Origin of the sequence: Herbaspirillum lusitanum (assembly GCF_046025995.1) — a bacterium.
Lineage (GTDB): Bacteria > Pseudomonadota > Gammaproteobacteria > Burkholderiales > Burkholderiaceae_D > Herbaspirillum > Herbaspirillum lusitanum_A.
The window spans coordinates 212,291-226,042 of sequence record NZ_JAQQFM010000002.1 but is presented as its reverse complement, the minus strand read 5'-3'; the positions used below and the strand labels follow the sequence as shown (position 1 = coordinate 226,042).

Here is a 13,752-nt window from a genome sequence, read left to right as displayed (position 1 = left end):
TCTCGAGGAAATAATGAAGTATTCAGATCTGAACATCGGGGCACGCTTATCCATATCATTTGGTGCGGTGCTTATATTGCTGTGCATTCTGGCCGTGGTCGGCTGGCAGGCGCTGGCGTCGAACAACAAGCGGGTGGAAGTCATCGTTGAAGAAAACAATGTAAAGATTGCCGGCGCGAATGCGATGCGCGGTTTTCTCAACGTGGAAGTTCGTTCCTTGCGTAACATCATTCTCTACACCGATGCAGCGATACGAAAAGATCAGAAAGAGCGCTTGCTTGCCTCACGCAAGCAATACGACGAGAGCTTTGACAAGCTCAAGAGCCTGGTAAAAAGCGAGGCGGCCAAAAAGCTGACTGCCGATATCGAGAGCGACAGAAACAAGCTGCGCCCGGAGTTCGACAAAGTCATCGCGCTGGCCGATGCATCGAACGAGAAGGACGCAGCAAACTATCTGTTGAGCAACGTGCAGGCGCCTCAGAACCAATGGTTCGGCGACATTCAGGCAATGATCGACCTGCAGGAGAAACAGAACGTACAGAGCATCGCGCAGATGCGGGACGACTACCGACTGACACTGGAGATCTTGCTGGCAGTGACGGCTGCTGCTGTCGCCGCCGGCGTGCTCTCAGCCTGGCATGTCACGCGCAGCATTACGCGTCCGCTCAATGAGGCGGTGGAGGTCGCGGAACTGGTGGCGGCCGGTGACCTGACCGCCGTGATCAAGCCGGTCGGCAAGGATGAGACCGGCCAGTTGATGCGCGCGCTGCAGGCGATGAACGAGAATCTGGCGCGCATCGTGCGCGAGGTCAGACGCGGTACGGACACCGTGGCAACAGCGTCCAGCCAGATTGCCACCGGCAATCTTGAACTGTCGTCCCGCACCGAAGAACAGGCCAGCTCGCTGGAAGAAACGGCGTCCGCCATGGAGCAGTTGACCTCCACCGTGAGTCAAAATGCGGATCATTCGAGAGAAGCCAGCGAGATGGCGATATTGGCCTCCGATGTCGCCGTTCGGGGCGGCAGCGTGGTGGCGGAAGTAGTGGCGACCATGGACGGCATCAACGAATCCTCACGCAAGATTGTCGACATCATCAGCGTGATCGACGGCATCGCCTTTCAGACGAATATCCTGGCCCTGAATGCGGCGGTCGAAGCCGCCCGCGCAGGCGAACAGGGTCGCGGTTTTGCGGTGGTCGCATCCGAGGTGCGCAATCTGGCGCAGCGATCCTCGGCGGCCGCCAAGGAAATCAAGCTGTTGATCGACGATTCGGTAACCCGCGTAGCCGGCGGCAGCAACCTCGTGGCACAGGCAGGGATCACCATGGAAGAAGTAGTGACCAGCGTGCGGCGCGTGTCGGACATCATCACCGAGATCAGCGCCGCCAGTCGTGAACAGAATGACGGCATTGGCCAGATCAATATTGCAATGACACAGATGGATCAGGTCACCCAGCAGAATGCTGCGCTGGTGGAAGAAGCCGCCGCCGCTGCCGGCTCGCTGGAAGATCAGGCCGCCAAGCTGCTGCAAGTGGTCAGCATCTTCAAGCTGAAATCAGGCCAGGAACATATCGTCGACGTCTGAGTCGACAAGCTGGTCTTCGCTTTCATCGGATGCAAGACCTTGAACCCGGCCTGTGTGCCTGTCTTTGAGTCTGTCTTCAAGCCCGTCCGTCTCACGCGGCCAAACCGCATGAGACGGACGGCGCTCTTCAATCAATAGCGCTCAAGCCAGTGCGCGTAGGGCGCCGGCAAAGTCCACGACGCGCGCTCGACACCCAACTCCTTCGCAGCAAAATACGCCCAGTGCGGATTGGCCAGATGCGCCCGTCCGACCATGACCACATCCAACTGCTGATCCTTGACGACCTGCTCGGCAATCGTCGGCGTGCCGAAGCCCCAGGCCGACGAGACCGGCACATCCGCTTCGCGACGCACACGCTCGGCCACCGGTCCCATGAAAGCCGGGCCCCACGGAATCGAGGTCTCGGGAATGGTAAAGCCGACGCTGACGCTGATCATGTCCATGCCGGCAGACTTGAACTGGCGCACCAGACCGATCGACTCAAGCAGTGTCTGCTCGTCGCGGCCGTCATATTCGATTACGCCGAAACGCACCGTCAGCGGCAGGTTTTCCGGCCAGACTTCGCGCACTGCCTGCAAGGTTTCCAACAGAAAGCGCGCACGGTTCTCGACGCTGCCGCCATAGATGTCATCACGCTGGTTCGAATGCGCAGAAAAGAAACTCTGCGCCAGATAGCCGTGCGCAAAGTGCAGCTCCAGCCATTCAAAACCGACTTCAAGCGCGCGACGTGCGGAGTCGACGAAGTCTTGACGTACGCGGGCGATATCGTCCAGCGTCATGGCTTTCGGCTGCTTGGGCAAACCGGCGCCGAATGCAATCGCCGACGGTGCAATAGTCTGCCAGCCGCGCGCGTCGCCCTCGGTGATATGGTCGTCGCCTTCCCATGGAAGATTGGCGCTGGCCTTGCGTCCCGCGTGGCCGATCTGAATGCCCGGCACCGAACCGGCGCCCTTGATGGCTTGCACGACCGGCACGAAAGCCTGCGCCAGATCGTCGTTCCAGATACCCGTGCAACCCGGCGTGATGCGCCCTTCAGGCGCCACCGCCGTGGCTTCAACGATCACCAGGCCGGCACCGCCGCGCGCCATGCTTGCATAATGCGACAGATGCCAGTCATTGATCTTGCCTTCGACGGCCATGTACTGGCACATCGGCGGCACCGCGATACGATTGCGCAGCGTGACGTCTTTCAGTTTGAAGGGCTGGAATAGAGCGGACATGAGGAACCTTTCTTTATGAATTAATTTGTTCGTTATTTCGAATATATTCGAACAATGGAAGGATTATAGACCAAGGTGTATCATTCTGCTGATGCGCCCCTACAAACACCCCGCCGCCAGCGAGTTCGCTCTCGAACGCGTTCTATACGCCTTGAGCGATTCCATCCGGCTGGACATCGTGCGCCACCTGGCTCGCGTGGAAATGGCAAGCTGCGGCGAACTGGACGGCGGACGCCCCAAGTCCACCGTCTCACATCATTTCAAAGTCTTGCGCGAAGCAGGTCTGGTCTTGACCGAAAACACCGGCACCTTGCATATGAACACGCTGCGCCGTGCCGATATCGACAGCCGCTTTCCAGGATTGCTGACGGCGATACTGAATCAGCACGCCTGAACCGGCATCAAAGAAACGCCCGGTCATCGAACAGATGGTCGGGCGTTTTTGCGAGCAAGGGGGAGGTTTGAATCTACGCCGCCTTATATGGTGCTCGCTCCCGTGCAACGCCATTAATCCGGCAACCGCATGCCGGATAAAACAAGGATGAATCAAGGGAAGGTGCCGGCACCGGCGCCCCCCCTGCTGCGCGGCATTGCTCGCGGCAGCAGACCCGGCGGCGATCCGGCAGACTGCATCGATTCGGGCAATATTCTTCACAGGAAATGTGCGGCGGACCGGCACTGGGCGCAAGGCACAGCATAAGCACAGGCCGCCCCACTTTTCAGGCTTGAAAAGGCGCATAGTGCGAGATAGCGCATCATCCGGCTGACGTTATTGAGGGAGGCACGAATCATGAACAAGAGAGCACAGTTGCTGAAGCAGCTTTTCGATTTGAAAGTTGCGCATGATCGCGCTTCTGCCGTTCTTCTCAGAATTTCAAGAGCGGCGGTCAATATCAATAGCGGCGCCCCGCTGATCCTCACCAGAGAGCTCCTGCAGGAATATCGCGATGCTGCGAAAGAGGCAAAACTCTGCGCATCGCAAGCACAAATTATCGTCGCAGAGATTTAAAGCTGCTGCCGTCTCGCCCCTGCGATGGCTGGCATCTCTGGCATCGATGCGCAACGAATCACGGCTGATTTCGCTACGTCAACAATCCATCATTTTATGAAGCCAGGCTTTGCATGCGCGTCATCGGCAAGAGGTAGTTCAGCTTCGCCACGTCCTCCGTGCTTCCGTGCACCAGCAATACATACTTGTCGGTCTTCAGTTCGCTTTCATACTGCATCGCCTGATGACCGGTCGCACCAAAATCGCTGAATGCAGCGCCCAAAGCAGTAATGCCTCCGCCCACCGGAGCGCCGTCAAAATTGGAAACGAGCATCGCAACAATCGGGCCGGCCATCACCAGCAAGCCGATTCCGGGAATATAAAATACGCCGGATGACAGAAACAGTCCCCATATCCCGCCCCAACAAGCGCCGCGTCTGCCCCAGACCTTGATCTGACCGCCTCTGGTATAGAAGCCGATGGGATTCCTTTCGCTGTGATACCCCTTGCCTATCAAGGACAGTTTATTCACGTCGAAGCCGGATCGATTCAAGGAGTGGATGGCGTCTGCCGCTTCGATGTGATTACTAAAAATATAGCTCGCTGACGCAGTTGTTTGCATGAACCCTCCTTCAAAGCAACCGGCAGGCTGCGCGATAGAAAATCAAGATATGTCTAAGGACATGGGCTGTCTGCATGGCAGCGCATACAGCTTGCAACAGTCATCTCGAAAAAAATGGCCGCAGTGCGGCCATGTGAGCAAAGCGCAAAACCTCAGCCCAAACCAGCACCTCATCCTTCGTGCTTGAGACAATCGCCATTCACCGATGCGGGCGACATCTCATCCCCTCAGCGCTTCCGGTTGACTGGCTTGCTATCGACGGTCGCCACCGGCTTGCCGTCCAGGTATTTCTGGCCCGGGGCCTGGCGCTCTGCCGGGTGAGGAGATGGGCGAGCAGTTTGATGCCCGTACTGAGCGTGAAGCGTTCCTTGAATGCGCTCGGCAGCCGCAGCGTTCAGACTGGCTTTGTTCTCGGTATGACTCTGGGCTTGCGCAGCGGATGGATGCTTTTTTGCGTGTCGATTCTGATCTGCCATGGGGGGCTCCTGAGAAGTTGGTCTACTGGTTTCGCCGGCGAATTCGACCTGTACTTCCGGAGGCGATGAAACATGATCCGCTGAAAAAAAGCAGCGGCGTACTGCATCGTTAACCACGATCATGCAGAGCTGCCGGCTGAGCAGCTCAGCGCACAAAGATAGCGTGGTAGCCGTCGCCGGGCCGATCAGGATCGCTGAGTTCGTCGAAAAAATTAAGCGCCGTGAGCTGAGACAGTGCCTGAAAAAAATCCTCTGAGCCATTTGCGCCGATAACGCGATAGATCTCACCATCCTCATTCCGAATGGCAATACGCAGAGGCATCTGACAGGCATCCGCCAACGAAACTGAACGCACCGGCATACAGCCCACCAGCCCGCCATCGAAGCTGCTTCTTTCGATACCTGCCACCAAGGCGGTCTTGCTCATCATGTCTATCCCTTGCGCGTGGCCTTACACGATATGCATATGCAGTCCGATTCGATCGCTGCAATCTAACAGCCGGTAACAAACTCCTCCGTACGCTGGCGCGCATACACGATCTCATTTGTGAGCAGCTGTTGCACATGTCACTGAATATTGAAATTCCGATCTGCAATGTGCGCTGACGCACCGATCTTCTTCATCCGATACGCCACTCTCCACACGGGCGGTTAATTACGGCATCGCAGCAGATACGGCGAGCCGGAATTCATACACGAGTGCACTTTTGGAGGAAACGTTTGAAGTGCCGCACAGCATTAAATCTCTTAAGAAAATTCTCCATTAACTATGTAAATCATCATTTATAAAAGAGGTTATTCCGTGAAAAAATTCATTCTGAAAGCACTCGTTTCCGCATCGCTGGTGGCCTCTTGCGCAGCGGCCAATGCAGCGACCGACATCAACAATACATCGACCCTGGTCTTCACCAACAACACTTCGTTCATCGGGGCAACTTACGGCAGTGCCGCCGTCGGCAAGACCTTCACCGAAGATTTCACCTTCACTCAAGGTGGCGGTTTTGGCCTTACTGCGGCAGTCGTGTCCATTACGCTTGGTGCGCTCTCAGGCGTGAATATCACGGGCTTCACATTGACCGGCAACGGCATCACGGCGACCGGTTCGCTTGCGTCAAGTTCAGGTCTGCAAACCTGGACCTTGACCGCACCGAGCCTGGCCACCGGTATCTATACCCTGGCCGCAGTGGGTAAGGTAACCGGCACCACGGGCGGCAGTTTCGGTGGCAACGTGAACGTCTCACCGGTGCCTGAAGCATCAACGACCGCGATGATGTTGGGCGGCCTGGCGCTGGTGGGTTTCATTGCCGCGCGTCGGCGCCGTGTAACAAATCCAGCCGGAACGACCGGGAATCTGATGCCGGCATAACAACTATTCGCTCTGCCTTCTTAAAACTGCCCGCTCGACGGGCAGTTTTTTTGTCCTTCTTTTCAAAGGATGATTTTCTATGTTCGGTATCGAACATATCAATTCTTATATTTCCGATAAGCTAAGAACTCATCACGAACATTCCTGTGCGCGGCCCCTTCAACTGGATACTCGATGCGCCAAAAGGACTCTCCATTCAAGAATCATCTGCTCGCCGAACTCTCCCCGGTGGTCCAGCAACGCATTCTTCCTCATCTTGAGTGGATCGATCTCCCACTCGGAACCGTCCTTTATGAGTCTGGTGATGCTCTGCAGCATGTCTATTTTCCAACCAACTCCATCGTGTCGCTCCTCTATGTCATGGAAAATGGGGCTTCGGCAGAAATCTCGGTAGTAGGCAATGACGGATTTGTCGGACTCGCTATTCTGATGGGTGGAGAAAGCACACCAAGTCGCGCCATCGTTCAAAGTGGCGGCTCAGCTTTTCGATTGCTGGCGGCAAGATTCAAAGATGAATTCCACCGCGACACACATACTCTCCATCTGATGCTGCGCTATGCGCAGGCGCTGTTTACTCAGATGAGTCAAACGGCCGTGTGCAACCGACACCACTCGATCGATCAGCAACTATGCCGCTGGCTGCTGCTGTCGCTGGATCGCATCTGCGGCAATCAACTCCAAATGACGCAGGAATTGATTGCCAATATGCTGGGAGTCCGGCGCGAGGGGGTGACGGAAGCAGCCGGAAAGCTGCAGCGCCTGGGTGTGATCGAGTACAGCAGAGGCAACCTGACCGTCTTGGATCGCCCCAAGCTTGAGACGCTATCTTGCGAATGTTATGCCGTCGTCAAGAAGGAGACCGAGCGTTTGCTTCCTGGATACTGTTCGCCAGGCAATTAGCCAAATTCAGACGGCGAAAAACTCCGCTTTATGTACGGCAACAGACGGTCTGACATGATTGATCAAGTTCATACTCGGCCCATTAAAAAGCAATCAAACCATTCACTCAGGCCCGACCTTGGTTGCGAATGAAAGAGTAGTGAATTGGACAATGGCGAAAACCAACTTATCGCAAACCTGCCAGGAAAAGACCGAGCGCATTTGCTCAATAAATGCGCATTGATCCCGCTTCCATTGGGCCAGGTGCTCTCTGAATCCGACGTCGCCATGCAGGCCCTTTATTTTCCGGTCAGCGGATTGATCTCTGTTCTGGCACGCGTGCCGAACAATCCCGATCTGGAAATTGGGATGGTGGGCCGGGAAGGTCTGTTCGGTCTGCCCTTCGCACTCGGCCTGACGAGCTCGCGCATACATGCATCAGTTCAGGTACCAGGGGACGCATGGCGCATCACCGCCCAGGCGTTTCGCGAGGAGCTGCAGGGAAACATCGGGCTGCAGCTGAGCCTGAATCGCTATCTGCACGTCGTGATCGAACAATTGCAGGTCTCGTGCGTCTGCCTCAGATTTCATACGATAGGTGAACGGTTGGCCACCTGGCTGCTGACAAGCCTGGACCGGTCGAACGCTTCCGAACTGCCTGTTACTCAGGAGTTGATCGCGACCATGCTGGGGGTTCGCCGCGTGGGGATCTCCACTGCAGCCAATCTGTTTCGCCAGAAGGGATTGATTGAATACAATCGAGGACGGCTTACCGTATTGAATCGGACTGGTCTGGAACAAGTCGCGTGTAATTGTTACGCGCAGAGTCTGCGCATTTATAAAGAAGTCCTATAACACCATGGGAATCGGCACCAGAACCTTGAAGCGGGATTTGCTTAAGGCTGTGACCGGGCCTTTGTAAATCAAGATGGCCTGGTATCGACCTCCGCTGATAGACATGGCGCCCTGCTCATTAAACAGGTCGAATTGCGAGAGATTTTTGAGCACACTGAAAAATTCGCCTGTCGAATTTGCCCCGACCGCCCGGTAGATATCCCCATCCTGATTGCGAATCCCGATCAACAGGCTTTGCTCCCGCATTGCGTAAATCTTGACGACCTGAATTTTCAGCTCTTTCACGAGCTCGCTATCGAAGTGGCTGCTAACCACGCCGCCGATAAGCGCTGTAGTGACCATGCCAGTCTCCCTCTCTTGAGAACTTGCTCTTCACATGCGAGGCCAGCGGTATCCGTACGCCGGTTGCATTACATCATCCTAGCGCCACGACACGATCGCCTCCGTGCGTTAGCCAACTTAGCGCGTGATTAATACAACATCAAGATCTCTTGGCGGCAGATTTTTGGCGGCGGTCATGCGTAAGGCTGGATCAGCCAAACTCCGCCTGTTTAAAACAGTATTTTTAACCCTTCCGCTGACACTCTTTTCACGCGTACGCCTACATTTTGTTGAAATCCATAGGCCTACTATTCATGTGCCATTCGCATGATGCGAACAAGCGATCACTTAAGGAGACATGAATGAATACCAAACTCAAATTGCTAGCAGCAACGCTGCTCGCTGCGGCGTTCAGCACGGGCGCCTGTGCGCAGACGGCTGCACCGTCGACACCTGCCGCTGCCACTTCAAGCGGCAGCGATATGAAGTCCGACAAAGACATGAAATCGGACAAGATGATGAAGAAAAATAAAAAATCGGGAAGCAAGGGTAAAAGTGCTCCCAATCCCGATGCCAAACAAATGAAGGACGGCCCTATGGGCACTTCGCCCGGCGGCAATGGCGGCTGATCAGCGAAGGAGTCCGAACGCGTCAGGGAACGGACTCCTTCACGCGGCGCTGCACATGCAGCGCCATTTTCTGCGCACGTCTGCATCCGCTACCCCACTTCATACCTGCAATGAAACCGGAGATTTATCATGACTGCCAAGACCTTGAACGACCTTTTCATCCATAGCCTTTCAGATCTTTACAGCGCTGAAAAACAATTGACCAAAGCACTGCCCAAACTTGCGCGGGCAACGACCAACCCTGATCTGAAAGCAGCTTTCCAGACCTATCTGGAAGACACCAACGCAAAAATTGAACGCATTGATCAGGTCGTGGAAAGCACCGATCTGAAACTCAAACGGGTCAAATGTCTGGCAATGGAAGGTCTGGTCGAAGAAGGCAAGGAGCAGATTGACGAAGTTGAAAAAGGTCCGGTACTGGACATGGCGCTGATAGGCGCAGCGCAGAAGGCCGCACACTACGAAATCGCAACTTACGGCACGCTGTGCGCATTGGCGAAAAAGCTTGGCTATGGCGACGCCGTCAAGTTACTCAGAGAGACGCTGGAAGAAGTGAAGGCTGCGGATGAGAAACTCACAGAGCTTTCGGAACAGGAAATCGCAGAAGAAGCACTTGAACAATAATTATTGAAGGAGATCGCTGCGGCGATCACGTTTCATGCCGCCGGTATCGCCGGTATCGCCGGTCTGGCAAGCTCGCACTGCAGGCAAGCGTTTCCGGGACCCCGCGCACCACTCCCCCATCGTTCAAACTTATATTACTCACGCCCCGGCACCATGCTGCAGTTTTCCACTTAAGTGAATATTTTGCGAGCAATCTCAAATACCGAAGCGTTGGGCACGCGACAGTCCGATGAACAGGCGCGAATACATAAAGGTTTGCAGCGAAGCAATATATCTGGGCAAATAAAGTGAAAATCGCTGCCGAAGAAAAAAACAGATTGCGAGCCTCTGCAGGTACAGCGGTTTCCTCAGCCGAGACCCCGGCAAAAAATTTGGAGGCGTCGCCCAATGTCAGCGCCTTGTCAGAAGGCCTTGATGAAAATCAACATTCAACAGCAATTATGCGAGTGAGAATTATGAATTTACCAAGGTACTATTGATGAATATTCCCCGCTGAGGAATAGTCTTACGGGGAATATCTTGGGCGCACCGTTTCGACATACGCTTCTGCTGGTAGAGGACTCTCAAGATGTTCGCGAGTTGATGAGCGAAATCTTCCAGGAGTACGGCCTGCGGGTTATTGCAGCAGTTGACGGCCTGGACGCCCTGGCAAAAATAGAAAATAACGTACCCGATGTCGTGCTGACCGATCTGCGCATGCCTAACATGACCGGACTGGAGCTGGCCAGACATCTCAGAGCCCACCCGGTTTTTTTCGACATTCCGATTGCTGTACTCAGTTCAATCGTGCCTGAAAACCTCAGCACTGCGACTGAAATCGACGTTTTCATCAGAAAACCGTGTTCCGTTGATTACCTGGTGAAGACCATCAATCAGATGCTCTTGAATGTGCTCAACGGAATCCATGCCCAGAGACGCCAGGCAGCTCGAAGAGCGCTGAATTAAATCAGCATCACCAGAAAAAAACCGCCTCAATGCCGGCTTTGAACGGAACGCCATGCGATATGTATTGCGCGTTCCTCAGCTGCAAATGAATCCGGCGTCGGCAATGAGGTCCTGAGATCGCAGCCGCTGAATCACCGCTTCACACCATCCGATGCCAGGCCTTACAACGGCCACTTCGTCAGCGCATTCGCCCGGAACACTGATGGCTGGAAACAGCAAACACCACCTCACGGCACATGCGCGCCATCAATCGCCCACGCCCCCGTCAGCTAGTCGCGAGTAGCCCAGCTGGTACTCATAATGCTCATTCTGACCGTAATAGTTGCCTTTTGACATGCTGCTCCTGAAAGGAGCAAGTCAACGCGATGAGGCAGCCTATCCAGCATCTCGCTGCGGCAGTATCAGGAAATTCCTGATATCGCCACACGCGGTTTAAAGGTGTACTAGTGCCAGATACGCGATAGAGCTTTTGCGTATCAGCACCGCGACCGGACATCGAACTAAAAACATCGGCTCGGTACATTCGAGTGAATTGGCCCGGCGCTAACCATCTCGCTCAATCGCCAATGGACCTGCACATGCACAAATGTACGATCCATCTCCTCGCAGCCTTCCTGTCAGCAATGCTGCTGTCTGCATGCGGCGAACCGCCCTCGGATGCGATGCTGAAACTTGCCACGATACATATGATGCGTGACGCAAAGATGTCGTCTGAAATCATCGAAAAAGCCAAGGTGGCGGCGGTTGAGAACGTGAAATGTAAAAATGAATCCACAAAAGGGCATTGCGATTTTGAGCTGGCGGGGTATCACATTTCAGTAGATTTGGCGAAGACCGGCGACGGCAAATGGGTCGTCATTCCCCCATCCACATCACCGTTCTAGTTAACAGATCAATCTTCATCTGATTGGCGGAGTGGGGATTCCTCGCTACCCGGGATGGCGCTCGGGCGTCGCGTTTCCCAAATAAAAAAAGCTGCCGAAGCAGCTTTTTCTTTTTGAGTTGAACGCGCCTCAGTCCGCCTTGCGACGGCGACGGCCTGCAAGCAAGCCCAATAAACCAAGGCCCAGCAAAGCAACTGTACCCGGCTCGGGAACTGCGGCAGGATTCTGATTCAGCACAATGCTATCCACCAAAAACCATTTTGAGACAGCGTTTGCACGAATTTCCAGCTTGCTTACACCGCTAAAATCGGATTCAAGATATTGAAACGCATTAGTAAGGTTCAGGATGCTGCTGGATGCAATCAAGGAGTTGCTGGCATCGTAAGCAAACAATTGGATGGTGCTGGCGTTGGCACTATAAGAGCTGCCAAGGTTCGCAAAATATGCGCCAGTCACATCGGTCAATTGTGCAAAAGAGATGTACAAACTCTGAACGCCACTCCAATTCCAAGCATAGCTGCTACCACTGACAGGAGTCAGGCTTTCACCCGAAACCCGATTAACCGTAGTTGCGCTGGCCCACCCGGTGCTGGCATTGCCAGAACTGCTCCAAACGTCCCCCTGATAGCTATTGCTGATTCCCTGACTTGAAAAAAGAGTACGGGCAGAAAGATCGTCAAACGAGATTACGCTTGCATTTGCCGCACTGCCAATCACGAACACCAGCGCCGCCAGCATGAATTTTTTGAATGACACGATAATTTTCCCGGAAGTTTTTCTAGTGAATGGCCAATCACAGCAAGCTGTATGCCATACACCTGAGTTGCCCAGCCAGTAAGGGTTTCGGGCTGATCGTGGCAACTCACTGTAAAAATATCCGACGTTCTTTTGGCGACGTCTTTTGCTTCGGCAAGACCTTCCCCCACGCGCCTTGGCTTGTTACGGGCCTCAGATCATGGCGGACTCCCAAGCACGATCAGGCAAATCGTCAAGGCAATGTAAAGAATCCCGACAATTCAAAAAAACAAAGAGCGTCCATATAGGAAAAGGGAGCCGATGCGCTGTCGCCATCGGTGCCGACAAGGTCGGCCGCAGCCGTCAAACGTGAATCCGAACAGGCGCTTCCACCTGACAACTATCTTGCGTGGGCCACACATAAATACAATTTAAACAACATCATCCCAAGCAGAAATTGTCTTTTCGATAATGTAAAATTAACAAAATTTCCTCAGGGGAGGGATAGTTTTCGTAGGAAAGTCATGAAGGAACTACTGGGCCAAACGATTCTTGTCGTCGACGATATTGAAGATACGCGTGATTTCTTGTGCGTACTCTTTGAGCAGAACGGGATGCGCGCGATCGCTGCAGCAGGCGGGCATGACGCGCTAAGAAAAATCAGGAAAGACCGGCCGGCCGTCGTATTGACTGACCTATGCATGCCGAAGATGACGGGACTGGAACTGGCACGACGTCTTAGATCACATCCTGCGTTTATCGATATTCCTATCGCACTTATCAGCGGCACGCTACCAAAGGATCCCACCGCCTCACCCGATATTGATGTATTCCTCAAGAAGACATGCACCCTTGAGTATCTTCTTAAAACGATCAATCAAATGATCCTCAATACCCTCAATGGAACACAAGCAAAAAGACGGCAATCCCTTAGAGATCGTCAGGCTCAGAACTAAAAATTTGCTCATAGCGTAAGGGCAAACCGCACACAGCAAGGCCGGGCCATGAGAATCGCGTAGCGCAGCGAATATTAAGTAGCAGCCTTGAAAAGGTCTCCCGTCCTGGAGCCTTTACTACTGCCGGCGGAGAGGGGGGCGAGTTAACATGCGTTTGCTTCACTGTTGATTTGCATCGAAGCTGACCACTTCTGCAAGCAATTCAACACTCACTCGCACTACCTCAACGAAGCGTCTTTTTCACGGTCTTAATCACTTCTTCTATAGAGCAAGGTTTTCGCAAGAAGACATCTACTTCCGGTATTTCAGATAAATCGCTGGGCAGAGTCGCGCTCAACAGCACAATAGGTATGTTCAAAAACTCCGGCTGTGCTTTGAGATAACGCGACATTTCCAGTCCGTTCATATTGGGCATACGCAAGTCCGTCAAAATTACATCAGGCATGTCATTTCTGATTTTCGCAATCGCGTCCGCGCCATCCACTGCGGTAATAACGAGCATCCCCTCATACTCGAAAACTTCGCCCAACATCTCTCTTGTTTCCTCTGCGTCTTCGACCACTAAAATAGTGTGTTGCAGTTTTTGCCCCATTATCATTTCTCGCTAAAACCGTTTTCTGAAGAACGCCTGTCAGCTTGCCAATAACGAGTATTTCCGCTGGCAACC

The 13,752-nt window shown here is 53.9% G+C and carries 18 protein-coding genes; 11 read left to right on the top strand and 7 right to left on the bottom strand.

The genetic code is table 11. The features are described 5' to 3' along the window. Positions 1 to 13 precede the first annotated feature (13 nt). Positions 14 to 1,585 (top strand): methyl-accepting chemotaxis protein, encoded by a 1,572-nt coding sequence (locus PQR62_RS04055; RefSeq protein ID WP_408155069.1) that lies wholly within the window; start codon positions 14 to 16, stop codon positions 1,583 to 1,585. Positions 1,586 to 1,716: 131 nt separating this feature from the next. Here the strand turns inward: PQR62_RS04055 and PQR62_RS04050 are convergent, their stop codons facing one another. Next, complete coding sequence (locus PQR62_RS04050) at positions 1,717 to 2,805, bottom strand: NADH:flavin oxidoreductase/NADH oxidase (protein ID WP_408155067.1); 1,089 nt, start codon at positions 2,803 to 2,805, stop codon at positions 1,717 to 1,719. Positions 2,806 to 2,896: 91 nt separating this feature from the next. Here PQR62_RS04050 and PQR62_RS04045 point away from each other — a divergent pair, with 91 nt between their 5' ends. Then, positions 2,897 to 3,199 (top strand): ArsR/SmtB family transcription factor, encoded by a 303-nt coding sequence (locus PQR62_RS04045; protein ID WP_408155065.1) that lies wholly within the window; start codon positions 2,897 to 2,899, stop codon positions 3,197 to 3,199. A gap of 396 nt (positions 3,200 to 3,595) precedes the next feature. Further along, positions 3,596 to 3,814 carry a hypothetical protein gene (locus tag PQR62_RS04040; RefSeq protein ID WP_408155064.1) on the top strand — a complete coding sequence of 73 codons (219 nt, stop codon included), beginning with the start codon at positions 3,596 to 3,598 and terminating at the stop codon, positions 3,812 to 3,814. Positions 3,815 to 3,908: 94 nt separating this feature from the next. Here the strand turns inward: PQR62_RS04040 and PQR62_RS04035 are convergent, their stop codons facing one another. From PQR62_RS04035 to PQR62_RS04025, 3 genes are all read right to left on the bottom strand, one after another. After that, entirely contained in the window at positions 3,909 to 4,415 is a 507-nt protein-coding gene (locus PQR62_RS04035) for a DUF1269 domain-containing protein (protein WP_408155063.1), read from the bottom strand. Between the two features lie 227 nt (positions 4,416 to 4,642). Further along, complete coding sequence (locus tag PQR62_RS04030; protein WP_408155062.1) at positions 4,643 to 4,891, bottom strand: hypothetical protein; 249 nt, start codon at positions 4,889 to 4,891, stop codon at positions 4,643 to 4,645. A gap of 145 nt (positions 4,892 to 5,036) precedes the next feature. Continuing rightward, positions 5,037 to 5,321, bottom strand: coding sequence for a hypothetical protein (locus tag PQR62_RS04025; RefSeq protein ID WP_408155060.1), 285 nt, complete (start codon positions 5,319 to 5,321; stop codon positions 5,037 to 5,039). A 372-nt stretch (positions 5,322 to 5,693) separates the two neighbouring features. Between PQR62_RS04025 and PQR62_RS04020 the strand changes: the two genes are divergently transcribed. From PQR62_RS04020 to PQR62_RS04010, 3 genes are all read left to right on the top strand, one after another. After that, the gene (locus PQR62_RS04020) at positions 5,694 to 6,257 is read left to right on the top strand and encodes an FxDxF family PEP-CTERM protein (protein WP_408155058.1); all 564 of its coding nucleotides are present in this window, start codon (positions 5,694 to 5,696) and stop codon (positions 6,255 to 6,257) included. Positions 6,258 to 6,431: 174 nt separating this feature from the next. Then, positions 6,432 to 7,157 (top strand): Crp/Fnr family transcriptional regulator, encoded by a 726-nt coding sequence (locus tag PQR62_RS04015; protein WP_408155056.1) that lies wholly within the window; start codon positions 6,432 to 6,434, stop codon positions 7,155 to 7,157. Positions 7,158 to 7,301: 144 nt separating this feature from the next. Continuing rightward, positions 7,302 to 7,991, top strand: a complete 690-nt coding sequence (locus PQR62_RS04010; RefSeq protein ID WP_408155054.1) for a Crp/Fnr family transcriptional regulator — start codon at positions 7,302 to 7,304, stop codon at positions 7,989 to 7,991. Here the strand turns inward: PQR62_RS04010 and PQR62_RS04005 are convergent. Next, complete coding sequence (locus PQR62_RS04005) at positions 7,986 to 8,333, bottom strand: hypothetical protein (protein ID WP_408155052.1); 348 nt, start codon at positions 8,331 to 8,333, stop codon at positions 7,986 to 7,988. The genes PQR62_RS04010 and PQR62_RS04005 overlap by 6 nt on opposite strands. 341 nt (positions 8,334 to 8,674) lie before the next feature. Here PQR62_RS04005 and PQR62_RS04000 point away from each other — a divergent pair, with 341 nt between their 5' ends. The 4 genes from PQR62_RS04000 (at position 8,675) to PQR62_RS03985 (ending at position 11,394) form a co-directional block, all read left to right on the top strand. Then, entirely contained in the window at positions 8,675 to 8,941 is a 267-nt protein-coding gene (locus PQR62_RS04000; protein ID WP_408155050.1) for a hypothetical protein, read from the top strand. 129 nt (positions 8,942 to 9,070) lie between these two features. Next, positions 9,071 to 9,565, top strand: coding sequence for a YciE/YciF ferroxidase family protein (locus PQR62_RS03995; protein WP_408155048.1), 495 nt, complete (start codon positions 9,071 to 9,073; stop codon positions 9,563 to 9,565). A gap of 519 nt (positions 9,566 to 10,084) precedes the next feature. Next, complete coding sequence (locus tag PQR62_RS03990; protein WP_408155046.1) at positions 10,085 to 10,510, top strand: response regulator; 426 nt, start codon at positions 10,085 to 10,087, stop codon at positions 10,508 to 10,510. A 566-nt stretch (positions 10,511 to 11,076) separates the two neighbouring features. Next, positions 11,077 to 11,394, top strand: coding sequence for a hypothetical protein (locus PQR62_RS03985; RefSeq protein ID WP_408155044.1), 318 nt, complete (start codon positions 11,077 to 11,079; stop codon positions 11,392 to 11,394). A gap of 129 nt (positions 11,395 to 11,523) precedes the next feature. On the opposite strand, the gene PQR62_RS03980 is transcribed toward PQR62_RS03985, so the two are convergent. Next, complete coding sequence (locus PQR62_RS03980) at positions 11,524 to 12,150, bottom strand: PEP-CTERM sorting domain-containing protein (RefSeq protein ID WP_408155042.1); 627 nt, start codon at positions 12,148 to 12,150, stop codon at positions 11,524 to 11,526. Positions 12,151 to 12,653: 503 nt separating this feature from the next. On the opposite strand from PQR62_RS03980, the gene PQR62_RS03975 reads away from it, so the two are divergent. Next, entirely contained in the window at positions 12,654 to 13,085 is a 432-nt protein-coding gene (locus PQR62_RS03975) for a response regulator (RefSeq protein ID WP_408155040.1), read from the top strand. Positions 13,086 to 13,308: 223 nt separating this feature from the next. Here PQR62_RS03975 and PQR62_RS03970 read toward each other — a convergent pair whose 3' ends face one another. Next, positions 13,309 to 13,677 carry a response regulator gene (locus tag PQR62_RS03970; protein ID WP_408155038.1) on the bottom strand — a complete coding sequence of 123 codons (369 nt, stop codon included), beginning with the start codon at positions 13,675 to 13,677 and terminating at the stop codon, positions 13,309 to 13,311. Positions 13,678 to 13,752 lie beyond the last annotated feature (75 nt).

Excerpts from the sequence above, each read along its gene's own strand:
- PQR62_RS04055 (WP_408155069.1), top strand. The coding sequence starts at position 14 with ATGAAGTATTCAGATCTGAACATCGGGGCACGCTTATCCATATCATTT.
- PQR62_RS04050 (WP_408155067.1), bottom strand. The coding sequence starts at position 2,805 with ATGTCCGCTCTATTCCAGCCCTTCAAACTGAAAGACGTCACGCTGCGC.
- PQR62_RS04045 (WP_408155065.1), top strand. The coding sequence starts at position 2,897 with ATGCGCCCCTACAAACACCCCGCCGCCAGCGAGTTCGCTCTCGAACGC.
- PQR62_RS04040 (WP_408155064.1), top strand. The coding sequence starts at position 3,596 with ATGAACAAGAGAGCACAGTTGCTGAAGCAGCTTTTCGATTTGAAAGTT.
- PQR62_RS04035 (WP_408155063.1), bottom strand. The coding sequence starts at position 4,415 with ATGCAAACAACTGCGTCAGCGAGCTATATTTTTAGTAATCACATCGAA.
- PQR62_RS04030 (WP_408155062.1), bottom strand. The coding sequence starts at position 4,891 with ATGGCAGATCAGAATCGACACGCAAAAAAGCATCCATCCGCTGCGCAA.
- PQR62_RS04025 (WP_408155060.1), bottom strand. The coding sequence starts at position 5,321 with ATGATGAGCAAGACCGCCTTGGTGGCAGGTATCGAAAGAAGCAGCTTC.
- PQR62_RS04015 (WP_408155056.1), top strand. The coding sequence starts at position 6,432 with ATGCGCCAAAAGGACTCTCCATTCAAGAATCATCTGCTCGCCGAACTC.
- PQR62_RS04005 (WP_408155052.1), bottom strand. The coding sequence starts at position 8,333 with ATGGTCACTACAGCGCTTATCGGCGGCGTGGTTAGCAGCCACTTCGAT.
- PQR62_RS04000 (WP_408155050.1), top strand. The coding sequence starts at position 8,675 with ATGAATACCAAACTCAAATTGCTAGCAGCAACGCTGCTCGCTGCGGCG.
- PQR62_RS03995 (WP_408155048.1), top strand. The coding sequence starts at position 9,071 with ATGACTGCCAAGACCTTGAACGACCTTTTCATCCATAGCCTTTCAGAT.
- PQR62_RS03985 (WP_408155044.1), top strand. The coding sequence starts at position 11,077 with ATGGACCTGCACATGCACAAATGTACGATCCATCTCCTCGCAGCCTTC.
- PQR62_RS03975 (WP_408155040.1), top strand. The coding sequence starts at position 12,654 with ATGAAGGAACTACTGGGCCAAACGATTCTTGTCGTCGACGATATTGAA.
- PQR62_RS03970 (WP_408155038.1), bottom strand. The coding sequence starts at position 13,677 with ATGGGGCAAAAACTGCAACACACTATTTTAGTGGTCGAAGACGCAGAG.